Below are 22,669 nucleotides of genomic sequence, written 5' to 3' on the forward strand. Positions count from 1 at the left end.
GCTGCTCCACCGGGATCGGTGTGTCCCACGATGCCGAAGCGTCAGGCGCCGAAGCGTTAGGCGCCGAAGCCCACCCGAGGGGTGGCGCCAGCCAGGCCCCGAACCGCGAGCGCCGCGTCGAGGACCGCGACGGTCGCCGCCCAGCCCTTGTCCTCCGCCGAGCCGGGCAGCCCGGCCCGGTCCCGAGCCTGCTCGATCGTCTCCACGGTCAGCACACCGTGCCCCACCGGCTTCCCCTCATCCAGGGCGATCCGGGTGAGCCCGTCGGTAACCGACCGACAGACGTAGTCGAAGTGAGCGGTGGCCCCCCGGACCACCACCCCGAGCGCCACCACCGCGTCGCAGCGCCGGGCGAGCGCCTGCGCCACCACGGGTAGCTCCACCGAGCCGGCCACCCGAGCCACCGTGACACCGGCCCCACACGCTTCGGCGGCGGCGACTGCCCGGTCGAGCATGTGGTCGGTGAGGTCGCCGTGCCAGCGGGCAGCGACCACCCCGACGGTCAGACCCGCGGCAACAACAGCATCGATGCCCGGTTCCCCGAAGCCCGCCATCCCTATGCTCCAATCCCGTCACCGACGACGGTGCGGCCCGTCGGCGCCTCGACAACCTCGTCGAACTCCAGCAGATGTCCCATCCGGTCCCGCTTGGTTCGCAGATAGTCCACGTTCTCGGGGTGCGGGCGAACCGGCAGGTCCAGGCGGCCGGTGACGGTCAGGCCGTACCCCTCCAGGCCGGCCCGCTTGGCCGGATTGTTGGTCAACAGTCGCATCGACCGTACCCCCAGGTCGTAGAGGATCTGCGCGCCGGTGCCGTAGTCCCGCGCGTCCGCCGGCAGGCCGAGCTCCAGGTTCGCGTCAACGGTGTCCCGGCCCAGGTCCTGCAACTGGTACGCCTGGAGCTTGTGCAACAGCCCGATGCCGCGCCCCTCATGGCCGCGGAGGTAGAGCACGACTCCGCGGCCCTCCTGGGCGACCCGTTCCAGGGCAGCGTCAAGCTGCGGGCCGCAGTCGCAGCGCAACGAGCCGAAGACGTCACCGGTGAGGCACTCGGAGTGCACCCGTACCAGCACGTCCCGCCCGTCGCCGAGATCACCCAGCACCAGGGCGACGTGCTCGGCCGAGTCGTAGTCGCCGCAGTACCCCAGTGCCCGGAAGGCCCCGTGCCGGGTGGGGAGCCGCGCCTCGGCGACCAACTCAACCTGCTTCTCCGTCCGCCGGCGATACGAAATCAGGTCCGCGATGGTGACCAGGAGTAGCGAGTGCTCGGCGCAGAACCGCTCCAGGTCCGGGCCCCGCATCATGGTGCCGTCGTCGTTGACCAGCTCGCAGAGGACGCCCACGGGGCGCAGCCCGGCCAACCGGGTCAGGTCGGTCGCGGCCTCGGTGTGACCGGGCCGGCGGAGCACACCCCCCTCGCGCGCCCGCAGCGGGACCACGTGACCGGGCCGGGCCAGGTCCTCCGGCCCGGTGCCGGCGTCGGCGAGCAGCCGGATCGTGTGCGCCCGGTCGGCGGCGGAGATGCCGGTACTCACGCCCTCCCGGGCATCCACGGTCACCGTGTAGGCGGTACCGCGCCGATCCTGATTGGTGTGGTGCATCGGCGGCAGGTCCAGCCGGTCACACTCACCCTCGGTCAACGCCGCACAGATGTAGCCGGAGGTGTAGCGGACCATGAAGGCGACCAACTCGGGCGTGGCCAGCTCGGCTGCGAAGATCAGATCGCCCTCGTTCTCCCGGTTGGCGTCGTCGACCACGACGACGGGCCGGCCGGCGTTGATCTCCGCCATCGCTCGTTCGATCCTGGCAAAAGTGGTCACGCCGCAGCCTCCGCATAGCTCGATGGAATCGGCACGAGGTCGGTACGAGCAGCACGCGACGTCCGCCACCAGGCAGCGAGTCCCCAGACGCAGAAGGCGCCGTAGACGAGGTACATGACCGCCGAAGGGTAGAACCCGCCGCGCAGCAACAGTGGCAGTCCGACCACGTCGACGGCGATCCAGATCAGCCAGAAGTCCACATACCCACGGGCCATGCCGTACGTGGCGAGCAGGCTGCCGGTCAGGATCCAGGCATCCGGCAGCGGCCCCCACGAGCCCAGGGCGGCCAGGACCGGGTAGCTGACGGCGATCCCGACGACGGCAGCCACCAGCAGTACGAGCCGCTCCCGCCCGGTAGCCCAGCGGGGCTCCACCGCGGCGGCGGAACCGTCGCCACCCCGGCGGCGACGGTTCCGTGACCAGCGCCACCAGCCGTAGAGGCCGAGCCCGAAGAAGAAGACCTGCCGGCCGGCCTGACCGTAGAGGTCATGTGCCTGTGGGGTGGCGAACGCTCCGCCGAGGAAGACGGTGAACAGCAGCGCGTTACCGATCATGCCGACCGGCCAGGCCCACACCACCCGGCGCAGGCCGAACATCGCCGCGGCCAGGCCGAAGACGTTGCCGACGATCTCGCGGACCAGCACCGACGAACCGGCGAGGCTCACCTGCGCGTCCAGCAGCCAGCCGAGCGGCCCCATCACGCCGGCCCGCCCACCGGCGCGGCACCGGGCCGGTCCGCAGCGGCGGGCCGGTCGACAGCGGCGGGCCGGTCGACAGCGGCGGGCCGGTCGGCCGGACCGGCCAGCTGGCCACCGCCGAGCAACCGCTCAACGTATTTGGCCACGACGTCGACCTCGAGGTTGACCACATCGCCGACGCTCCGGGAGCCCAGTGTCGTCAGCCGCAGGGTGGTGGGGATCAGGCCCACCTCGAACCAGTCTGGTCCAACACCCGCCACGGTCAGGGACACCCCGTCAACGGTGATCGACCCCTTCGCCACCACATAGCGAGCCAGGTCGGTGGGCAGGCGGAAGCGGACCGTCTCCCACCGCGCGGCCGGTTCCCGGGCCAGCAGCTCGCCAACGCCGTTGACATGTCCCTGAACCAGGTGGCCACCGAGACGGCTGCCGAGGACGGCGGCCCGCTCCAGGTTCACCCGGTCACCGACGCGCAGCGCGCCAAGCGCGGAGCGCCGCAACGTCTCGCCCATCACGTCGGCGGTGAAGGTACCGTCGGCGAGTTCCACCACGGTCAAGCAGACTCCGTTGACCGCGATGGAGTCACCGGGCTTGGCGTCGGCGACGACCAGCGGGCCGTTGATGGTGACCACCGCGGAATCCTCCGCGCTCTCCACGACGCGGATGACCGCACCGAGTTCCTCGACGATGCCGGTGAACATGTCAGCCCTCCCTCTTCCGGGGCAGTGCGGTGATCCGCAGGTCGGGACCGACCTGGGTAACGTCCACGACCTCGCAGTCGATGGCATCGGTGATCGTGGTCACCCCCGCGTCCGCCAACGCGGTAGGGCCGGCACCGAGAAACCGGGGCGCGACGTAGCCGACGATCTTGTCGACCAACCCGGCGGCGAGGAAGGCGCCGGCCAACCGCGGCCCTCCCTCCAGCAGCGCGGCGCGCACCCCGCGCTGGTGGAGCGCGGCGAGCAGCGCCGACAGATCGACTCGGCCCACCGAATCGGTACCGACCTCCTCGGCGGTGGCGATCCAGGTGGACGCGGCGTCGTCGCGGACCCGCGCTCCGGCCGGGGTCCGGCCCGCCGAGTCCACCACCACCCGCAGCGGCTGCCGGATGGCGAGGCTGCCGTCGCGCAGGTTCCGAACGGTCAGGCGCGGGTCGTCGGCGAGGACGGTGCCCACCCCGGCGAGAACGGCGTCCACCGTGCCGCGCAGCGCGTGTACATCCATCCGGGCCGCCTCGGAAGTGATCCACATGCTGGTGCCGTCGGCCGCGGCGGACCGCCCGTCCAGCGTCGCCGCGTACTTCCAGACGAGGTACGGCCAGCCCCGACGCGTTGAGGTCAGCCACGCGATGTTGCCCGCCTCCGCCTCAACGGCGCGTACGCCCAGGTCGACCCGGATCCCGGCGGCCCGCAGCGTGGCGGCGCCACCGGAGGCGGCCTGGTTCGGGTCGGGTACGGCGATCACCACCCGGGCAACGCCCGCCTGCACCAGAGCGGTGCTGCACGGGCCCGTACGGCCGGTGTGATCGCAGGGTTCCAGCGTGACCACCGCGGTGCCGCCCCGCGCCCGCTCCCCCGCGTGGGCGAGCGCGACGATCTCGGCGTGCGGCCCACCGGCGTACGCGTGGAAGCCCTCGCCGACGACCTGACCGCCCGGGTCAAGCAGCACACAGCCGACGACCGGGTTGGGGCTGGTAGTGCCGAGGCCGCGCGCGGCAAGTTCAACTGCGCGACGCATCGCCTCATCTACGGAGACGCCGGCCATGCCTTGCCCTCCCGCCCGCCCGCCGGTCGGTGCGCGGGCGGCGATGGGAGCGGCGGCATCGGGCCGCGGGCGTGCGGTGGCGGAGATCCGGGAACGGCAAAGCCGCCCCGGGAGGACCACACGGCACGCCGACACCGGCGGCCGGGCAGGGCCCGTCCGTCCCGCGCGCTGTCTCCCATCCGGACTGTCTGGACGCGGGCAGGCCCGCACCCAACCGTCGGCCCCGGATTTTCACCAGGTCCACCGGGCGGACGAACCGCTCCCGGGTCGCGGGCTTACCACAGCCAGGCCGTGGATCACCGCCGGTTCGGAATTACACCGAGTCCCGCCAGCGCGTGGTGGGTACTACCCGAAGTCTTACACGCTCTGGGGGGTAGCCGGCTACCCCCAGCGCGCTACTTCACAGAACGATGACTCGAATCCGACACCCCACGACGCCGGTCCACCGCCACGTACGACCCCGGCTGGCTCTTGGCCACCGACTTCATCTCGGAGGCGATCGTCATCGCCGCCAGTGGATTCGTGAGCCGTTTGTCGGCATCCGAGATCGAGACGCCGATCGAGAGGGTGACCAGCGCGGCGCGGCGTAGGTTGCCCCGCCGATCCCTGAGCTCCACGTAGCCGCGGGCCGCGTCGGGCGGGTCGTACAGCGCGTCGGCCGCCTGCTCGAAGTCCACGGAGACCTGCGAGGTCAGCTGCCGGACCTGTTCCGGCGTGCTGACGAAGATGAAGTCGTCGCCGCCGACGTGGCCCAGGAAGGCCGGTGGAAGCCCCACCGAGACGACCGCCTGGTGCAGGCTGCGGGCCAGCGCGGAGATGAAGTCGTCGCCACGGACGAACCCGTAGACGTCGTTGACGCTCTTGAAACGGTCAATGTCGATGTAGCCGACCGCGTAGTCGGCCCCGACCCGGATCCGGTCGGCGATCTCCCGACGGATCCGGCTGTTGCCGGGTAGCCCGGTCAGCGGCGAGACCTCGCGGAACTCCTTGTTCCGGCGCAGGGTGGAGCTGACCCGGGCCACCAACTCGGCAGTATCGAAGGGCTTGACCAGGTAGTCGTCGGCACCGGCGCTGAGGCCGTGCACCTTGTCCACGGTCATCCCCTTGGCCGTCAGCATGATCACCGGGAGGGCGGCGGTCATCGGGTTGGCCCGAAGCCGTCGGGTCAGCTCCAACCCGTCCATCCGGGGCATCATCAGATCGACCACGGCCAGGTCGGGGCGATGCTGCGCGATCACCTCAAGCGCCGCCTGGCCGTCACCGGCATGGATCACCTCGTAACCGTGCAACCGCAGGTTGAACTCGACGAACCGGGCGATGTCCTCGTCGTCGTCAACGACCAGAATGACGTCCTGGCGATCCCCGTCGGGCTCCACGTCAGGCCCGGGGCGCCGCGCACTGGGCCAGGGAGCGCAGCCGGCGTACGGCCTCGGCCGGGTCGTCGGCGCCGAAGACGGCGGTGCCGGCGACGAAGGCGTCCGCGCCTGCCTCGGCCGCCTCGGCGATGGTGTCCACGGCGATCCCACCGTCGACCTCGATGCGCAGCTCCAGGTGACCAGCGTTGACGTGTCGACGGGCGGTGCGCACCTTGTCCAACAGGTTCGGAATGAACCGCTGCCCACCGAACCCCGCCTTGATCGTCATGATCAACAGAGTGTCGAAGCTGGGCAGCAGGTCCAGGTACGGTTCGATCGGGGTGTCCCGGTCGATCGCCAACCCTGCCTTCGCACCGGCCGACCGGAGCTCCTTGGCCAGCGCGACCGGGTCGTCACAGGCCTCGGCGTGAAACGTCACGTTGTACGCCCCGGCGTCGGCGTAGCCAGGCGCCCACCGCCGCGGATCCTCGATCATGAGGTGCACGTCAAAGGGAAGCCGGGTGACGGCCCGCAGGCTCTGCACGACCGGCAACCCGATCGTCAGATTCGGCACGAAGTGGTTGTCCATGACATCCACGTGCACCCAGTCGGCGGTGTCTTCGATGGCACGGACCTCGTCGGCGAGGCGGGCGAAGTCGGCGGCCAGAATGCTCGGAGCGACGATCGGCAGCGGTACGGTCACGAGGCCAGTGTACGAACGCAGCCCCCCGTCGCCACCGGTGCGGCCCCCACCGGGCCCCTCGGGTGCGCCTCGCGGCCGCCCGAGGGGACCGACCACTGCGGACCGGAGGCCGGACGCTGCCGCCGCTCCACAGCGGTCGTGGACGGACGAGCCGGTGGACGGGCGACGCCTACCGAGGTTTGCCGACGGCATACCGGAACCGGTTTGCCACGTGCCGTAAGCTGCCGCACCGTGGCGTGTTCGACGCCATACCTACCGCGCCCGGGGAGGCCGCCGGATGAAACGAGTCACGCTGTCCGCCACCGTGGTGGCCCTGACGCTCGCCGGATGTGCTGCCGCACCGCCGGGAACCGACGGCGACCTGATTGACGACTGGACCCCCCTCGCCGCCGCAACGGGTTTCACGCCCGAGGCGGGCACCTGCCATCCAACCATAACCGAGGTCGGCTACCGCAGCGCGTACGCGCCGACTCCCTGCGACCAGCCGCACCTCTTGGAGACCCTGTACGTTGGCACGCTGACCGGGGCCGACGCGACGGGCGCCCGGCCACCGGAAGCCGGCTCGGCCGAGATGCACACCGCCTACGCCACCTGTGAGCAGGAGGCGAACCAGGCACTGGGCGCCGACTGGCGCAGCGGACGGATCGGCCTCGACGTCATTTTCCCCTCGCGAGCCGGATGGGACGGGGGCTTCCGCTGGTTCCGCTGCGACGTCGGCGAGCAGGAGAGCCTGGACGACCCGAGCGCGGTGTCCCGCACCGCCAGCCTGGTTGGAGCGCTCAAGGGCGACTCCCCGCTTCGGCACACCTGCTTCGAGCCGACCGTGAGCGACGACCAGGTCGACACGATGACACCGGTGGCCTGCACCAAGAAACACCACGCCGAGTTCGTCGGCGCCTGGACCGCACCGGACACCGACTTCGCCGAGTTCGAGCGCAACGAGGACCGGACCGGCAAGGACTGCTACAAGCTGATTGCCGAGTACGTCGAGGTGCCCCGCAGCGACGTGGGGTACCGCACCGGCTACATCTACTACAGCCCATCGGAGGAGCAGTGGCTCATCGGCAACCGGGGGGTGCAGTGCTTTCTCTGGCTCGGCGAGCGGAGCCTGACCCGGTCGATGAAGGGCGCGGGCAAGGCCGGCCTGCCGCTGTAGTGCAGGACGCGGTAGCGCAGGAGGCGGTAGCGCAGGAGGCGGTAGCGCAGGAGGCGGTAGCGCAGGACGCTATTTGCGGGCCGCGGTAGTGCCGGCCGCGTCCGGGATGGTTGACCGCCTGGGCTGGCCGAGCCGGGGTGGTCGCGCCGTGCATCGCGCGGTTCGACCACCCCGGCGGGTCAACGGAGGGCACCCGACCGAACGGCACGGGCCAGCTCAACCCCCGGCGCGGCACCGCCAGGGTCAACCGCGACGCAGCACCGCCAGGAACATGGCGTCGGTGCCGTGCCGGTGCGGCCACAGCTGCACCGTCGGCCCGTCGCCGAGCCCCGGCATTCCCGTCGGCAACAGCGGACGGGCGTCAACGAAGTCGACCGGCACCCCCGCGCGGCGCGCCGCCTCGGTAACCGTCACGTGCGTCTCGACGACGTGCGGCGAGCAGGTCACGTATGCCACCAGGCCACCCGGGCGGACCGCCCGCAGCCCCGCGCTGAGCAGTTCCCGCTGCAACCGGGTCAACGCCGGCAGGTCCGACGGCTGCCGGCGCCAGCGTGACTCGGGTCGCCGACGCAGCGAGCCCAGACCGGTGCAGGGCGCGTCCACCAGCGCCCGATCGAAGTGCCCCTCCGCGAGCTTCGGCGTCGCGCCAACGGTGCGACCATCCGTGTTGAGCACGGTCACCGGCAGATCGCGGGTGGCCTGCTGGACAAGACGGGCCCGGTGCTCGGACACCTCCACCGCCGTCAGGCGCGCGCCACGCTGGGCGGCGATGGCACCGAGCAGGCCGGACTTGCCCCCCGGCCCCGCGCACAGGTCGAGCCAGCGACCGTCCGGGCCGTCCAGCGGCGCCACCGTTAGCGCGTCGGCCACCAGTTGAGAGCCCTCGTCCTGGACGTGGGCCCGCCCCTCGATGAGCGCCGGCAGGTCGCCGGGGGCGCCCCCACCGGAGTAGACCGCGTACGGGGAGAAGGCACCCGGGGCACCGCCGACCTCGTCGGCCAAGGCCACCGGATCGGCCAACCCCGGGCGGGCGCAGAGGTGCACCGGCGGACGCTCGTTGTCCTCGACCAGCAACCGGGTGGTCTCACCGAGGTCGCCGCCGAGCGCCTCGGCGAACGCCCGCACGATCCACTGCGGATGGCTGTACGCGAGTGCCAGGTGCCCGATCGGGTCGGTCTCCAGCGGCGGGGCGAGCCGGGCCACCCAGGCGTCGACGTCCCGGCTGGCGACCTCTCGGAGCACCGCGTTGGCGAACCCGGTCGCCCCCGGTCCGACCGAACGGACCAGATCAACCGTTGCCGAGACCGCGGCGTGGGCGGGCACCCGGGTGTGGAGCAGTTGGTACGCGCCGAGCCGCAACGCGTCCCGAACCGGCGGATCGATGCGGGCCACATCCCGGCCGGCGGCCTCGGTGAGGATCGCGTCGAGGGTGCCGAGCCGACGCAGCGTCCCATACGTCAGCTCGGTGGCGAAGGCGGCGTCCCGGCCGACCAGATCCGCGTCGCGCAGGATCGCCGGGAGCACAAGGTTGGCATACGCGTCGTCCCGGTTGACCGCGGCGACCGCCTGATAGGCGGCGTGCCGAGGTAGGTCAGCGGCGCTGCGGCCGGTGGGGCGACCGCGCCCGCCGGTCGTCGGCCGCTGGCCGCCACGGCCCCACCGCTCCGGGCGGCGCTCGGGTCCGGCACCGGAGCGACCGCGGCCGGCGGCGGGACGACCGGCCCGGAAACCACCGGCCCGGTCCACGTCCTGGCCGTCTACCGGGCCCGTCATGCGAGGACCTCCCCAGCGCTCACCCGAACGCCGCGCGCCCAGTCACTCGCCGGCATGGCCCTCTTGCCCGCCGCCCGGATCTCACCGAGCGCAACCGGGGTGGTGGCGGTGCCGACGAGCACCCGGGTTTTCTCCACCAACAGCTCACCGGGCTTCAGCTCGGGGCCGTCGACGACGAGGGTGACCGGGCCAAGCTTGACCCGCTCGTCGCGGAAGGTCGTCCACGGGCCGGGAGCTGGGGAGCAGGCCCGGATGCGCCGGTCCACGGCGAAGGCGGGGTCACCCCAGCGCACCCGGGCGTCGGCCACAGTCAGTTTCGGCGCCAGGCTCACCCCGTCGTTCGGTTGCGGCTGCGCCCGAGCGCCGCCCGCCTCGATCGCGTCCAGCACCGCGATCAGCAGCTCGGCGCCGGAGTGCGCCAGCCGCTCCAGCAGGTCGCCCGAGGTGTCGGCGGGCCGAACCTCGTCGGTGACGGTGCCGTACACCGGGCCCGTGTCCAGGCCCTCCTCGAGTTGGAAGACGCTGGCACCGGTCACCTCGTCGCCGTGCAGCAGGGCGTGCTGCACGGGAGCCGCGCCGCGCCAGGCGGGCAACAGGGAAAAGTGCAGATTGACCCAGCCATGCCGCGGAATCTCCAGGGCGGCCGGCGGGACCAGCGCGCCGTACGCGACGATGGGCACACAATCCGGTGCCAGGGTGCGCAGCCGGTCGAGGAACTCCGGCTCCCGCGGCCGGGCCGGGGTGAGGACTTCGACGCCGTGCTCGTCGGCCCAGGCGCCCACCGGGGAACGGGACCGGCCCCGGCCCCGGCCCGCCGGAGCATCCGGGCGGGTGAGAACCGCTACCAGTTCATGGCGGGAGGCGGCCACCGCGGCGAGGGTGGGGACGGCAACGGCCGGCGTGCCGGCGAAGATCACGCGCATCGGCCGGTCACCGCCCCAGGCCAAACGGGTTGGTGGCGGCATGCGGGCTGGGCTTCACCGTCGGTGGGGCCGCCGGGTCGTACCACTCGGCCCGGCGGATCTCCTTCATCGCCGCCTTGCGGCCGGCCGGATCGAGCCGGTCGATGAACAACACCCCGTCCAGGTGGTCGGTCTCGTGCTGCACGCAGCGGGACATCAAACCGGTACCGACGATCTGCACCGGATCGCCGTAGCCGTTGAAGCCCCTGGCGACCACGTTCTGCCGGCGCTTCGTGTCGAAGTACAGACCCGGCAGCGACAGGCAGCCTTCCGGGCCGTCCTGCTCCTCGACGTCGGGGAACTCCAACACCGGGTTGACCAGGTGACCGACCACGTCGTCCACGTCGAAGGTGAACACCCGCAGGCCCACGCCGAGCTGCGGCGCGGCCAGACCGGCGCCGTTCTGCTCACGCATCGTGTCGATCAGGTCAGCGACAAGCTTGCGCAGTTCGACATCGAAGTCGACCACCGGGTCGGCCGGCGTGCGCAGCACCGGGTCGCCGAAGAGGCGGATGGGCTGGACGGTCACGCGGATTGGCTCCTTCGTGGGCTTGGCAACGGGCGTGCCGTACCAGTCTACGGAGTGCCCAGAGCGACCCCGGCCGGCGTACCGTGATCAGCGGCTACGGCACCGACGGTCACCGGAAGCGTCTCGTAACCACGCAGGGTCAGCCGGTTCCGGCGGATGGGCTCGCCGGCCAGCGCGAGCTCGGGCAGCCGGCGCAGCAACAGCGGAAAGGCGACCTGAGCCTCCAGTCGGGCCAGCCCGGCGCCGAGGCAGTAGTGCGCGCCGGCGCCGAAGGACAGCGGGGGCGACTGGGCCCGCCGCGGGTCGAACCGAGCCGGATCAGTGAAACGCGCCGGGTCACGGTTGGCCGCGCCGAGCAGAACCAGCAGCCAGCTCCCCGCGGGCAGCTCAACCCCGGCGAGCGGCACCGACTCGCGGACCGTACGGGTGGTCAACTGCACGGGTGAGTCGTACCGCAGCAACTCCTCCACGTAGCCGGGAGCGAGCTCGGGCTGATCCCGCAGGGCGGTCGCCGAGTCGGGGTGGTCCAGGAGCACGACCAGACCGTTGCCGAGCAGGTTCGTGGTGGTCTCGAAGCCCGCGACCAACAGCAACACGAGGTTGGCCAGCAGTTCCTCGCCGGACAGCCGGTCACCGTCGGCGTCGTGCGCCCGCACCAGGGCGGTGGTCAGATCGTCGGCCGGGGCTCGGCGGCGCTGGGCGACCAACTCGGTGAAGTAGTCGCGCAGCTCACCGGCGCCGGCGTCGGCGACGGCCAACTCCTGTGGGGTGATCTCCGGCTCCAGGACACCGGTCAGATCACTGGCCCAGCGCCGAAACTGAGCCCAGTCGGCCGCCGGTACCCCGAGCAGGGCGCAGATCACCGCGACCGGCAACGGGTAGGCGAAGCTGGCCAGGAAGTCCACCGGAGCGCCGCCCCGACCGGCCCGGATCATCTCGTCGACCAGACCGTCGGCCTGGGCGGCTACCACCTCGCGGAGGGCGGCGACCCGGCGCGGGGTGAACGCCTTCGCGGCCAGCCGGCGCATTCGGCTGTGGTCCGGCGGATTGGCCCGGATCATCGACTGGGCGATCGACATCATCGCCGGGCTCTCCTGCCAATGCGGGAAGACACTGTCGCGCTCTTCGTCGTCCATCACCCCGAACCGGGGGGTTCGCAACACCGTGTCGGCCTCGGTGTACCCGGTGACCACGAAGAAACCGGCCGCCGTCGGAACCACCGGTCCGTGCGCGCGCAGCCGCTCGTACGTGGGATAGGGGTCGAGCCGACCCGGCGGTGACATCAGCAGTGCGACCGCCTCAGATGCATCCATTCGCCACCTCCTATATCAGGGTCAGGTGGCCCATCATCCACGCTCAGTCGGCGGACCGTAACCCCCTGCACCGGGGGTTGACCGGGGCGGCGGGCCTGGCGCTCAGGCGCCGGGCTCCCCCGCCAACACCGCACCGCCGCCCAACAGGGCCGGTTCGGGCAGCGACAGATCGGTCCCGTGCGCGGCCGACCAGTCGTGGATCATGCTGGGCCGAACCTGGGCGGCGAAGTAGTCGATCGCACTCATCCCACCGACGACGGGCTCGTCAACCTCGGCGACGAGCCGGGCGGGCACCAGCCGGCATCCGTCCTGCAACGCGGCGCTGAGTCGACGGTGCCCGTCCACGACGAAGAAGTGCTCCCCCGTGTAACCAATCCGCAGCGGCTCCAGCGGCTCGTCGCCAGCCGCGGCGCCGTCGCCGCCGGGCGCCGCGTCCCACTGGCCGCGGAGGGTGACGACGTCTTCGGTCGGATACACCCGGGCCGGGTCGAGCAGCAGCAGCGGCGGAGCCTCCCGCAGCACCTCGGGGCAGAGCCGCCCCTCGTACGCGGCGACGATGTGCTCGATCACCTCCACGGCGCCGGCCCGGGTGGTGTCACAGATCAGGTCGTAGTTGCGCAGCTGGGCCTTGTCCACGCCGTAGCGGATGATGAACCGGTTCCGCTCACTCTCGCTGCGCTCCAGGAGCCGGGCCTTCGCCTCCTCCAGGGAGGTGTACTGCTCAGCCGGGCCAGATGGACGCAGCAGCACTCGCCGGGCAGCCTCCCCGGGCTCGGTGATCATGTGCACCCTGAGCGCATCGGTGAAGAAGTGCCAGGCGAGCCGCGAGTCCATCACCAGGCACTCGCCGGAGGCCGCGATATCCCGTTGGAGTTGGTCGACATAGCCGTCCACGGCCTGATCCAGCTCGGCGTGCAGGTTGAGCTGGAGCGCGGTCATCTGCCGCTCCTGGGCCATCTGCCGGTAGAGATCACCCACGCTGACCCGACGCATGCCGAGGCGCTCGGCGATCTCCACGGAGACGGTGCTCTTGCCACTGCCGAGGTCGCCGTTGAAGACAATCGATTGAGGAACGATCACGACTGATCCACCTATGATTGCGGGCTGTTAACACTCGCCGGCACCGCGTCACCCGACGCGCTCCGTCGCCATCGCCGCCGAACCGGCGCCGGCTCCGGCTCCGGCGTATCGAACGACACACCATGACCTGAGCCTTCTATCGGCCCGACATGAGGGGCGATGCTATCACCCGGATCCGCCCCCTTCCCCACACAGCGTGTCCGTCGCGACAACTTCAATAACTCTCGGTAGCTGTCGCCTTCCACTGAGTTGTTAGATCAGAAGAGGGTCAGCGGGTCGACCTGGAGCCGGAGTGGATCAGCAGCCTTACGGGCGGTGCGCACCCCGGCCGCCGAATGCAGGGCGGCCGCCAGGGCTGCGGCCCGGGCACGGGGAACCCGGACCAGCATCCGTTCCCGGTCGCCGTCGGCGGGCACCGGGCCCAGCAGCTCCGCCTCCGCCGGTAGCCGGGACTCGTCGAGCAGCTCGGCGACGGCGGCCGGCGGCCCGGTGACGCTCGCCATCCGCACCGCCGGTGGAAAACCGAGCTCCCGGCGTTCGGCGAGTTCGCGGGCCGCGAACCAGCCAGCGTCCCAGCGGAGAAGTGCCTGCACCGGGGCGAGCGCACCGTCGGCGACCACCACCACCCGGCCGCCGTCCGACCCGGGGCGGGCCAGGGCGGCGGCGGCGAGCCAGCGCCGCAGCGCCTCCTCCCCCGCCCGCAGATCGGCCCGGGTCAGCAGGGCCCACGAGTCCAGCAGCAACACCGCCCCATAACCGCCATCGGCCACCGGCTCGGCACCCGGGGTGGCGACGACCAGCCCGGCGCCACCGGGGACGGTCGCGAGGACCTCCTCCCGCCCGGAGGTGCGCACCGGCACACCGGGAAAGGCCCGGCCCAGCTCCTCCGCCGTCCGTCGGGCGCCGGTGACCGAGGCGCGTAGCCGCCGGCCCCCGCACTCCGGACAGGCGTACGCGGCGGCGACGCGGGCACACCAGCGGCAGACCGGCGCACCCCGCGCCGAGGGAAGCGCGAGCGGCCCGGCGCAGTGCGGGCAGCGCGCCGGAGCCCGGCAGGTGGCACACGCCACCGCCGGCAGGTAGCCGCGCCGGGGCACCTGGACGAGGACCGGCGCATCGGCAGAGAGGGCAGCGCGCGCCACGGTCCAGGCCAGGCTGGGCAACCGGGCGGTAGCCGCACCCGGGTCCCGAGCCAGCTGGGGGTCGTCGCCGGTGGGCGCGATCGCCGGCATCCGCGCCCGGACGGCGGCACGGGCAGCCGTGACCTCGCGGGCCCACCCGGTCTCCACGAGCAGCTGCGCCTCGGCGGTTCGGGCATAGCCACCGATCAGGGCAGCGGCGCCAGCCAGCTGGGCGCGGGTCAGCAACACTTCGCGGGCGTGCGGGTAGGGGGCACGGGGCTCGGCGTGCAGGTCGTCACCGTCGTCCCAGATGGCGACGAGGCCGAGTCGCGGCACCGGCGCGAACATGGCGGCCCGGGTGCCGATCACCACCGGCACCTGACCCCGCCGGGCGGCGAGGAACGCCCGGTACCGGCGGGCCGGGCCGAGCGCGGCGGTCAGTTGGACGTGCCGGCCGGGGCCGAGCACGGCGGTCAGCGCCGAGTCGAGCCGGTCGAGGTCCCGGGCGTCGGCGACGACCACGACCGCGCTCCGGCCACCGGCGACGGTCGCCGCGACCGCCTCGGCGTAGCGGGCGGGCCACTCCTCCCCCGGCAGCGCAGACCAGACCGCGCGGGGGGCACGGCCGTCGGCGAGGGCCCGCAGGAGGGCTGGGCCGGTCGGGTAGCCCGACCAACCAACCGGAGCGACCGGCCCGGTTTCCGCATCCGGCACGGCCGGGCCGGCCGCGGGGGGCGGTTGCGGTTCCTTCTCGACCCGGGCGTGCCGGGGCGGAACAGCGAGGCGAAGCACGTCGGCAAGGCTGCCGGCGTACCGGTCGGCGACGGCGCGGGCCAGGCGGGCGATCTCCGGAGCGAGGGTCGGCTCCGGGGACACAACCTTCTCCAGGTACGCGAGCCGGGGGTGGGCGGATTCGCTCACCCGCTCCAACAGCCAACCGTTGACGAGCTGACCGGCGAAGCGGACCTTCACCCGGGTGCCGGGAACAGCATCGACATCGAGAGCCTCGGGCACCAGGTAGTCGAAGGGCCGATCGAGGTGGGCCAGGGGAACGTCCACGCAGACACGAGCGACCGGCGACCCGTCAGCAGGCCGCCGGTCGCTACGCGGGGTATTACTCAGGCGCCCGCTACCGACTTGAGGTCAGCGGCGCGGTCGGTGCTCTCCCAGGTGAAGTCGGGAAGCTCTCGACCGAAGTGTCCGTACGCCGCGGTCTGCGAGTAGATCGGCCGCATCAACTTCAGGTCCCGGATGATCGCCGCCGGCCGAAGGTCGAACACCTCCGTCACCGCCTTCTCGATCCGCTCCACCGGCACCGTCTCGGTGCCGAACGTCTCCAGGAACAGGCTCACCGGCTGCGCCTTGCCGATGGCGTACGCCACCTGCGCCTCGCACCGCTCCGCCAGCCCGGCCGCCACCACGTTCTTGGCCACCCACCGCATCGCGTACGCCGCCGAGCGGTCCACCTTGGATGGGTCCTTGCCCGAGAACGCTCCGCCGCCGTGCCGCGCGTACCCGCCGTAGGTGTCCACGATGATCTTCCGGCCGGTCAGACCCGCGTCTCCCATCGGGCCGCCAACCTCGAACCGGCCCGTCGGATTCACCAGCAGCCGGTAGTCTTCGGTGTCCAGCCCCAGCCCGATGCTCTCCACCTCCGGTGCGATCACGTGCTCCCGGACGTCCGGCGTCAGCAGCGACTCCAACGACACATCTGCCGCGTGCTGCGACGACACCAGCACGGTGTTCAGCCGCACCGGCCGCAGTCCCTCGTACTCCACCGTCACCTGCGTCTTGCCATCTGGACGCAGGTACGGCACCACACCATCGCGCCGCACCTGTGCCAGGCGGCGGGACAGCCGATGCGCCAGCGCGATCGGCAGCGGCATCAACTCCGGGGTCTCCGAGCAGGCGAACCCGAACATCATCCCCTGGTCGCCAGCGCCCTGCGCATCCAACACGTGCTCGGACGCACCGGTACGCAGCTCAAACGCGTTGTCGACGCCCTGGGCGATATCTGCCGACTGTGACCCAATCGACACACTTACCCCGCAGGACGCCCCATCGAAACCCTTTCGCGACGAGTCGTAACCAATATCCAGAATCGTCCGACGCACGATCGACGGGATGTCGGCGTAGGCCTGGGTGGTTACCTCGCCCGCAACATGCACCTGACCGGTTGTGATCAGCGTCTCCACTGCAACCCGGCTACGCGGGTCCTCTGCCAGCAGCGCATCGAGGATCCCGTCACTGATCTGGTCAGCAATCTTGTCAGGGTGACCTTCGGTGACCGATTCGGAAGTGAAGAGGCGGCGTGTCACGGCACTCCTAAGTCAGGGAAACTCGTTCCGCGGCAGTTTAGTCACTCGCGCCCAGTACCGGATCCCCCTATCGCGCACTGATCCAGCTATCCGGGACAGCCGGCCAGCCGGGTGACGATGAGGTCCCAGACACCGTCGGCGAGGTCTTCCTTGGACTGCTCGGGCATCCGGCTGACCGATCCGTCCGCGCCGATGACAGTCGCCGCGTTGGTGTCGGCGCCAAAAACCCGGTCCGGGCCGACCTCGTTGATGACGATGAGATCCGCCCGCTTTCGGGCGAGCTTGGCTCGACCGTTGGCCTCGGCGTCACTGGTCTCCGCGGCGAAGACCACCAGCACCTGCTCCGGGCGACGACGCTTCCCTAGCTCGGCGGCGATGTCCGGGTTCGCGACGAGCTCAATGGTGGGCGCGCTGCCGTCGTCCGACTTCTTGATTTTGCCAGTCGCGTATGTCGCCGGGCGGAAATCGGCGGGAGCCGCCGCCAGCACCACCGCGTCCGCGCGGTCGGCAGCCGTCAGCGTGGCGTCGCGCAGCTCGGCGGTCGTACCGACCCGTACCAGGTCCACGCCGGCCGGGTCAGGCAGCGCGACGTTGGCGGAGACCAGGGTGACCCGGGCTCCTCGCGCCACCGCGGCGCGGGCGAACGCGTACCCCTGCTTACCGGAGGAGCGATTACCGAGAAACCGGACCGGGTCAAGCGGCTCCCGGGTGCCCCCGGCGGTGATCAGCACGCGCTTCCCGATGAGGTCCGCGGAGGCGGCGGCGCCGCGAGCGAGAACGCGTCGGGCCACGGCGAAGAGCTCTGCCGGGTCCGGTAGCCGCCCCTTGCCGGTGTCCGTTCCGGTGAGCCGGCCGACCGCCGGCTCGACGACCCGCACCCCACGGGAGCGCAGCGTCGCCACGTTGGCCACCGTCGCCGGATGTTCCCACATCTCGGTATGCATCGCCGGCGCCAGGACCACCGGACAGCGAGCCGTCAGCAGAGTGTTGGTGAGCAGGTCGTCCGCGAGCCCATGCGCGGCCCGGGCGAGCAGGTCGGTGGTGGCCGGAGCCACCACAACCAGGTCCGCCTGCTGGCCCAACCGCACGTGCGGCACCTCGTGCACGTCGGACCAGACGTCGTCGGCGACCGGTTGACCGGACAGCGCCGACCAGGTCGCGGCCCCGACGAACTGGAGCGCCGACGCGGTCGGCACCACCCGGACCTGGTGGCCGGACTCGGTGAAGAGCCGCAGCAACTCGCAGGCCTTGTAGGCGGCGATCCCGCCACCGACCCCGAGGATAATCCGGGGGGACATCGCCGGGTACGCGTTACGGCTGGTCGGTGGGCTCAGCGGTGAGCAGGCCCGCGTTGATCTCCCGCATGGCGATCGAGAGCGGCTTCTCCTGTGGGGTCGTCTCGACCAGCGGGCCGACGTACTCCAGCAGGCCCTCACCGAGCTGGCTGTAGTAGGCGTTGACCTGACGGGCCCGCTTGGCGGCGAAGATGACCAGCGCGTATTTCGAGGTGGTCTTCTCGAGGAGCTCGTCGATCGGCGGGTTGGTGATGCCTTCGGGGTTGGTGGCGATGGATCCCACGTGTTGACCTCTGCGTCTGTGACACCGCTCGCGGTGCTGGCGGTCAACCGCGCACGCGCGGTCGCGCCGGAGCTTTGAATGACGAACCGAACAATCCTACCAGCTCGTCCACGACCTGCACAGTCCGGCCATGCGCGATGGTATGCGCGAAATGCGGATCGGTGACCGGATCGGCCACGTAGCCGGGTGGATGCAGCAGCACCAACTGGGCCGTCGGCAACACGGCCCGCAGCCGCAGCGCCCCGGCCAGATCCATCGGGAGCAGAGCCGGCTCCCCAGCGGCCAGTCGGGACCGCAGGGGTTGCCCCGGCGTACCGCGCCGGTACCGGCCGATCTGGCTCCATTCCAGCAGATCGCCGGCGGCCAGCAACCGGTCGAACTCGGTCGGATCGAGGAAGACCCGGTCGACCCCGGCCACCTCGCCAGCCCGCCGGGGGCGGGTGGTCACCGGCACCGGCGTCCACACAGTAGGCAGACGCGCCCGGACCAACCCAGCGACACCATCCCGACCGGAACCCGACGGTCCGGTCAGGATGGTGAGCCGGGCCGCCGGGCGCGCCTCACCATCCGTGCTCACTGCTCGTTTCTACACGGCCGCCGACCTCAGTTGGCGGCGAACTCCCCAAGCAGGGCCTTACGCTGCTGCTCACCGAGGCCACGCAGGCGCCGGCTATCGGCGATCTTGAGCTTCTCCATGATCTGGGTCGCCCGGATCTTGCCGATTCCCGGCATCGCCTGCAGGACAGCGGATACCTTCAGCTTGCCGACGACATCGTCGGACTCGGCCCGCTCGAGAACGGCTCCGAGCGTTGTCTTGCCCTGCTTGAGCTGCTCCTTCAGCTCAGCACGGGCCTTGCGGATCTCCGCGGCCTTCTCCAGCGCTGCTGCGCGCTGCTCAGGGGTCAGTGACGGGAGCGGCACCAGTTCTCCTCAGGTCCCTATCGCGACGGGCGAACGCACCGCCGCACTGTGAAACGTGGTGTCGCTGCGAACCAGGGAGGCCCAAGGTTCCCAGCGCGGGGAAAACTAGCGGTCAACGGCGCATTCGGCAACGTGGGCGCGCGAAAATCGGCGGAAAGTGACCGAGCCGTCAGTCAGTTACGAACCGGTCAAAGCCGCTCGGCAGTCGGCCAGGACCCGGTCCGCGGCGTCCCGGAGAGCCGCCAGATCGGGCCCCGCGGCCAGCACCTCACGGGAGTATGTGGGCAGCACGGCGGGCAGACTGGAGCCGAAGACCACCCGGAGGTCAGCGGCGCTGGCGCCCTGCGCTCCCAGGCCCGGAGCGAGCAGCGGACCGTTGACCGCGGTGAGATCATGACCCGTCTCACCGATGGTCGCCCCCACCACCAACCCCACGCTACCCAGTGGTTGCTCACCCGCGTTGAGCTGGGAAATCTCGTCGATCACCAGCTGTGCGACGGTCCGTCCGTCGGCGGTGCGAGCCCGCTGCACCGCGGCGCCCTCGGGGTTGGAGGTGAGTGCCAGCACGAAGACTCCGCCACCCTGCGCGGCGGCCAGCTCGAACATCGGGGCGAGCGCGCCAACCCCGAGATACGGGCTCACCGTCACCGCGTCGACATGCAGTGGGCTCGATGGATCAAGATACGCGGAGGCGTACGCGGCGACCGTCGAGCCAATGTCGCCACGCTTGACGTCGAGGAGGACGAGCGAACCAGCCGCCCGTAACTGTCGGATAGTTGACTCAAGGACCGCCACGCCCCGAGACCCGAACCGCTCGAAGAAGGCCGACTGCGGCTTGACCACCGCGACCCGGTCACCCAACGCCTCCACGACCCTGCCCGCGAACCGCTCCAGACCGCGAACGTCGTCATCGAGGCCCCACCGGGCGAGCAAACCCGGGTGCGGGTCGATGCCCACGCAGAGCGGACCCCGCTCGCCAACCGCCCGGTGCAACCGGGCGCCGAAGCTCTCCATCGCAGACCTCCCTCTTGCGTGCCACGCACGCGTCGTCTCAGCGGGCGGCTGATGCCGCCCGCACCCGGGCGGGCTCCGCACACCCACCCACCCGACGGCTCCGCACCGCCCGCCCGCTGCCCCGTACCCACTCGCCGCCGCAGCCGGCGGATCAGCCCGCCCGAGCCGCGGCGGCGATCCCGGCGGTAATCCGGGCCAGGTCGGCATCCGTCGTGACGTACGGGGGCATGGTGTAAATCAGATCCCGGAACGGTCGCAGCCAGACGCCGGCGGCGACCGCGGCGGCGGTCGCCGCCGGCAGGTCCACCTCATGGTCGAGCTGCACCACGCCGATCGCGCCCAGCACCCGGACGTCGGCGACGCCCGGCTGCGCCCGTAGCGGCTCCAGGCCGGACCGCAGACCCGTCTCGATCCGCGCCACCTGCGCCGACCAGTCTCCGGCCCGCAGCAGGCCGAGCGAGGCGTTGGCCACCGCACAGGCGAGCGGATTACCCATGAAGGTCGGACCATGCGCCAGCACACCGGCGGCAGAGATCCCGCGGGCGATCTCCGCGGTGCAGAGCGCGGCGGCCAGGGTGAGATACCCCCCGGTGAGCGCCTTGCCCACACAGAGCACGTCCGGCGTTACGCCGGCGTGCTCGGCGGCGAACATCGCCCCGGTCCGACCGAAACCGGTAGCGATCTCGTCAAAGATCAACAGAACCCCGTGGGCCCGGGTGACCTCCCGCAACACCTGTAGGTAGCGCGGGTGGTGGAACCGCATGCCACCGGTACCCTGGACGACCGGTTCGACGATTACCGCGGCCAGTTCGTGGGCGTGCCGGGCGACCGCGTCCGCCAGGACCGCCTCGTACGCCGGATCCGGTGGTGCGGTGAACCCCGCCGGTGGCACCGGCGCGAAAACCTGCCGAGGCAGCAGCTCCCCCCAGAGGTGGTGCATGCCCCCCTCCGGGTCACAGACACTCATCGGGTGGAACGTGTCGCCGTGGTAGCCGCCCCGCCAGGTACCCAGCCGACGGCGTTCCGGCCGGCCGGTGGCCCGCTGGAACTGCAGGCACATCTTGACGGCCACCTCGACACTCACCGAGCCGGAGTCGGCCAGGAAGACATGCTCCAACCCCTGCGGCGCCAGCTCGACGAGGGTGCGGGCCAGGGTGACGGCCGGCTCGTGGGTGAGCCCACCGAACATCACGTGGCTCATCCGACCGAGTTGGTCGGTCACCGCCGCGTCCAGCGCCGGGTGCCGGTAGCCGTGGATCGCCGACCACCACGACGCCATCCCGTCAACCAGCTCCCGCCCGTCAGCCAGCCGCAGCCGCACCCCGGCCGCGCTCTCCACGACGTGCGGCGGAATGGCCGGCGGCAGCGCCTCGTACGGATGCCACACGTGGGCCGCATCTGCGGCGCTGATCTCCTCCGGGGTCAACGACGTCGCCTCCTCACCAGCCGGTCACCGCGTCAACCGGCCCTCGGGTTCCGTTAACCCGGCGCACGACCGGCGAGCGGTCCGCAGCCACCGGGCGAGTACCACCCGCACAGTGTCACGGCGTGCGGGCCGCCGCCGCGGCGGCCCGCACCAGGGCCGGCCCCCGGTAGATGAGACCGGTGTAGAGCTGCACCAACGACGCGCCCGCGTCGAACATGCGCTCGGCGTCGTCCGGAGTGAGAATGCCGCCGACACCAACGATCGGCAGCCGGCCGCCGGTCTCGGCGTGCACGAAGGAGACCACCTCCCGGGCCCGCTGCGCCAACGGGCGGCCGGAGAGCCCACCCGCCTCGGCGCCGCCGGCCTGATCAACGGGGGCGAGGCCGTCGCGGGAGAGCGTGGTGTTCGTGGCGATCACCCCCGCCGCGCCCCGCGCCAGGCAGACCTCCAGCAGCTCCGCGACGGCCGGATCCGGAAGGTCTGGAGCGATCTTCACCAGCACCGGCTTCTCGCCGACCAGAGCGGCCAACAGGGCGTCCAGATGCGCCCGGTCCTGCAGCGTACGTAGCCCCGGCGTGTTCGGCGAGGAGACGTTGACCGCGAAGTAGTCGCCGTACCCGCGCAGGGCCTGGTACGACGCCTGGTAGTCCGCAACCGCCTCCTCGAGCGGGGTGACCTTGGACTTGCCGAGTGAGATGCCCAGCGGCACCCCGAGCGGGCGGGGCAGCGCCGCCAACCGCGCCGCGAGCGCGTCGGCGCCGGCGTTGTTGAAGCCCATCCGGTTCACCACCGCCCGGCTCTCGGGAAGCCGAAACAGCCGCGGCCGCGGGTTTCCCGGCTGTGGGTGCGCGGTGACCGTACCCACCTCGACGAAACCGAAGCCCAACGCCGGCCAGGCCGGCAGCGCCACCCCGTTCTTGTCCATCCCGGCGGCCAACCCGACCGGGTTCGGGAAGCGGAGCCCGAACACCGTTCGGGGAGCCGAAACGCCGTACCGGGCCCGGAGCACGGCCAGCGCCGCGGGCACCCGAGCCAGGCCGGCCAGCCGCCGTACCGTGAACTCGTGCGCCACCTCCGCGTCCCCGCCCCCCAGCCGGAACAGCCGTGGCCGCACCACCCGTTCGAAGATCACCCCGTCC

General features: G+C 71.6%; 22 protein-coding genes and 1 riboswitch. Of the genes, 1 reads left to right on the forward strand and 21 read right to left on the reverse strand.

Annotated elements, in window-relative coordinates; genetic code table 11:
• Positions 1-56 precede the first annotated feature (56 nt).
• From ribH to rpe, 7 genes are all read right to left on the reverse strand, one after another.
• A complete protein-coding gene (gene ribH, locus T398_RS00215) occupies positions 57-554 on the reverse strand; it encodes a 6,7-dimethyl-8-ribityllumazine synthase (RefSeq protein WP_496443289.1) in 498 nt (165 codons plus the stop codon).
• 2 nt (positions 555-556) lie between these two features.
• Entirely contained in the window at positions 557-1,819 is a 1,263-nt protein-coding gene (locus T398_RS00220; protein ID WP_496443291.1) for a bifunctional 3,4-dihydroxy-2-butanone-4-phosphate synthase/GTP cyclohydrolase II, read from the reverse strand.
• Positions 1,816-2,517, reverse strand: coding sequence for a nicotinamide riboside transporter PnuC (pnuC, locus tag T398_RS00225; RefSeq protein ID WP_496444022.1), 702 nt, complete (start codon positions 2,515-2,517; stop codon positions 1,816-1,818). The genes T398_RS00220 and pnuC overlap by 4 nt, the downstream gene beginning before the upstream one ends.
• Positions 2,517-3,218 (reverse strand): riboflavin synthase, encoded by a 702-nt coding sequence (locus T398_RS00230; protein ID WP_496443293.1) that lies wholly within the window; start codon positions 3,216-3,218, stop codon positions 2,517-2,519. The genes pnuC and T398_RS00230 overlap by 1 nt, the downstream gene beginning before the upstream one ends.
• Before the next feature lies 1 nt (position 3,219).
• A complete protein-coding gene (gene ribD / locus T398_RS00235) occupies positions 3,220-4,281 on the reverse strand; it encodes a bifunctional diaminohydroxyphosphoribosylaminopyrimidine deaminase/5-amino-6-(5-phosphoribosylamino)uracil reductase RibD (protein ID WP_496443295.1) in 1,062 nt (353 codons plus the stop codon).
• 163 nt (positions 4,282-4,444) lie between these two features.
• Positions 4,445-4,618: riboswitch (FMN riboswitch) on the reverse strand.
• Positions 4,619-4,676: 58 nt separating this feature from the next.
• Positions 4,677-5,657, reverse strand: a complete 981-nt coding sequence (locus tag T398_RS00240) for a GGDEF domain-containing response regulator (RefSeq protein WP_496443297.1) — start codon at positions 5,655-5,657, stop codon at positions 4,677-4,679.
• A 1-nt stretch (position 5,658) separates the two neighbouring features.
• Entirely contained in the window at positions 5,659-6,339 is a 681-nt protein-coding gene (rpe, locus tag T398_RS00245) for a ribulose-phosphate 3-epimerase (protein ID WP_496443299.1), read from the reverse strand.
• Positions 6,340-6,616: 277 nt separating this feature from the next.
• Between rpe and T398_RS00250 the strand changes: the two genes are divergently transcribed.
• On the forward strand, positions 6,617-7,495 hold the full coding sequence (locus T398_RS00250) for a septum formation family protein (RefSeq protein WP_496443301.1): 879 nt from the start codon (positions 6,617-6,619) through the stop codon (positions 7,493-7,495).
• A gap of 243 nt (positions 7,496-7,738) precedes the next feature.
• On the opposite strand, the gene T398_RS00255 is transcribed toward T398_RS00250, so the two are convergent.
• The 14 genes from T398_RS00255 to T398_RS00320 all read right to left on the reverse strand — a co-directional run bounded on the left by T398_RS00255 (position 7,739) and on the right by T398_RS00320 (position 22,662).
• Positions 7,739-9,268, reverse strand: coding sequence for an RsmB/NOP family class I SAM-dependent RNA methyltransferase (locus tag T398_RS00255; RefSeq protein WP_496443303.1), 1,530 nt, complete (start codon positions 9,266-9,268; stop codon positions 7,739-7,741).
• Complete coding sequence (gene fmt, locus T398_RS00260; protein ID WP_496443305.1) at positions 9,265-10,191, reverse strand: methionyl-tRNA formyltransferase; 927 nt, start codon at positions 10,189-10,191, stop codon at positions 9,265-9,267. Before fmt ends, T398_RS00255 begins: the two co-directional genes overlap by 4 nt.
• Before the next feature lie 7 nt (positions 10,192-10,198).
• The gene (gene def / locus T398_RS00265) at positions 10,199-10,759 is read right to left on the reverse strand and encodes a peptide deformylase (protein ID WP_496443307.1); all 561 of its coding nucleotides are present in this window, start codon (positions 10,757-10,759) and stop codon (positions 10,199-10,201) included.
• Between the two features lie 47 nt (positions 10,760-10,806).
• A complete protein-coding gene (locus tag T398_RS00270; protein WP_496443309.1) occupies positions 10,807-12,072 on the reverse strand; it encodes a cytochrome P450 in 1,266 nt (421 codons plus the stop codon).
• Positions 12,073-12,174: 102 nt separating this feature from the next.
• Positions 12,175-13,152: an AAA family ATPase gene (locus tag T398_RS00275; protein WP_496443311.1), complete on the reverse strand. Its 978-nt coding sequence runs from the start codon at positions 13,150-13,152 to the stop codon at positions 12,175-12,177.
• A gap of 257 nt (positions 13,153-13,409) precedes the next feature.
• Entirely contained in the window at positions 13,410-15,332 is a 1,923-nt protein-coding gene (locus T398_RS00280) for a primosomal protein N' (RefSeq protein WP_496443313.1), read from the reverse strand.
• 59 nt (positions 15,333-15,391) lie between these two features.
• Positions 15,392-16,591, reverse strand: coding sequence for a methionine adenosyltransferase (gene metK, locus T398_RS00285; protein ID WP_496443315.1), 1,200 nt, complete (start codon positions 16,589-16,591; stop codon positions 15,392-15,394).
• A gap of 86 nt (positions 16,592-16,677) precedes the next feature.
• Entirely contained in the window at positions 16,678-17,889 is a 1,212-nt protein-coding gene (gene coaBC, locus T398_RS00290) for a bifunctional phosphopantothenoylcysteine decarboxylase/phosphopantothenate--cysteine ligase CoaBC (RefSeq protein WP_496443317.1), read from the reverse strand.
• 13 nt (positions 17,890-17,902) lie between these two features.
• The gene (gene rpoZ / locus T398_RS00295; protein WP_013285517.1) at positions 17,903-18,169 is read right to left on the reverse strand and encodes a DNA-directed RNA polymerase subunit omega; all 267 of its coding nucleotides are present in this window, start codon (positions 18,167-18,169) and stop codon (positions 17,903-17,905) included.
• A gap of 43 nt (positions 18,170-18,212) precedes the next feature.
• A complete protein-coding gene (locus T398_RS00300) occupies positions 18,213-18,746 on the reverse strand; it encodes a guanylate kinase (RefSeq protein WP_496443319.1) in 534 nt (177 codons plus the stop codon).
• Positions 18,747-18,772: 26 nt separating this feature from the next.
• A complete protein-coding gene (mihF, locus tag T398_RS00305; protein ID WP_007458370.1) occupies positions 18,773-19,090 on the reverse strand; it encodes an integration host factor, actinobacterial type in 318 nt (105 codons plus the stop codon).
• A 177-nt stretch (positions 19,091-19,267) separates the two neighbouring features.
• On the reverse strand, positions 19,268-20,104 hold the full coding sequence (pyrF, locus tag T398_RS00310; protein WP_496443321.1) for an orotidine-5'-phosphate decarboxylase: 837 nt from the start codon (positions 20,102-20,104) through the stop codon (positions 19,268-19,270).
• 151 nt (positions 20,105-20,255) lie between these two features.
• Positions 20,256-21,530 (reverse strand): adenosylmethionine--8-amino-7-oxononanoate transaminase, encoded by a 1,275-nt coding sequence (locus T398_RS00315; protein ID WP_496443323.1) that lies wholly within the window; start codon positions 21,528-21,530, stop codon positions 20,256-20,258.
• Positions 21,531-21,645: 115 nt separating this feature from the next.
• Positions 21,646-22,662, reverse strand: a complete 1,017-nt coding sequence (locus tag T398_RS00320) for a quinone-dependent dihydroorotate dehydrogenase (RefSeq protein ID WP_496443325.1) — start codon at positions 22,660-22,662, stop codon at positions 21,646-21,648.
• Positions 22,663-22,669 lie beyond the last annotated feature (7 nt).

This window comes from Salinispora goodfellowii (genome assembly GCF_059570675.1).

Excerpts from the sequence above, each read along its gene's own strand:
- ribH (WP_496443289.1), bottom strand. The coding sequence starts at position 554 with ATGGCGGGCTTCGGGGAACCGGGCATCGATGCTGTTGTTGCCGCGGGT.
- pnuC (WP_496444022.1), bottom strand. The coding sequence starts at position 2,517 with ATGGGGCCGCTCGGCTGGCTGCTGGACGCGCAGGTGAGCCTCGCCGGT.
- T398_RS00230 (WP_496443293.1), bottom strand. The coding sequence starts at position 3,218 with ATGTTCACCGGCATCGTCGAGGAACTCGGTGCGGTCATCCGCGTCGTG.
- ribD (WP_496443295.1), bottom strand. The coding sequence starts at position 4,281 with ATGGCCGGCGTCTCCGTAGATGAGGCGATGCGTCGCGCAGTTGAACTT.
- T398_RS00250 (WP_496443301.1), top strand. The coding sequence starts at position 6,617 with ATGAAACGAGTCACGCTGTCCGCCACCGTGGTGGCCCTGACGCTCGCC.
- T398_RS00255 (WP_496443303.1), bottom strand. The coding sequence starts at position 9,268 with ATGACGGGCCCGGTAGACGGCCAGGACGTGGACCGGGCCGGTGGTTTC.
- fmt (WP_496443305.1), bottom strand. The coding sequence starts at position 10,191 with ATGCGCGTGATCTTCGCCGGCACGCCGGCCGTTGCCGTCCCCACCCTC.
- T398_RS00270 (WP_496443309.1), bottom strand. The coding sequence starts at position 12,072 with ATGGATGCATCTGAGGCGGTCGCACTGCTGATGTCACCGCCGGGTCGG.
- coaBC (WP_496443317.1), bottom strand. The coding sequence starts at position 17,889 with ATGTCCCCCCGGATTATCCTCGGGGTCGGTGGCGGGATCGCCGCCTAC.
- pyrF (WP_496443321.1), bottom strand. The coding sequence starts at position 20,104 with ATGGAGAGCTTCGGCGCCCGGTTGCACCGGGCGGTTGGCGAGCGGGGT.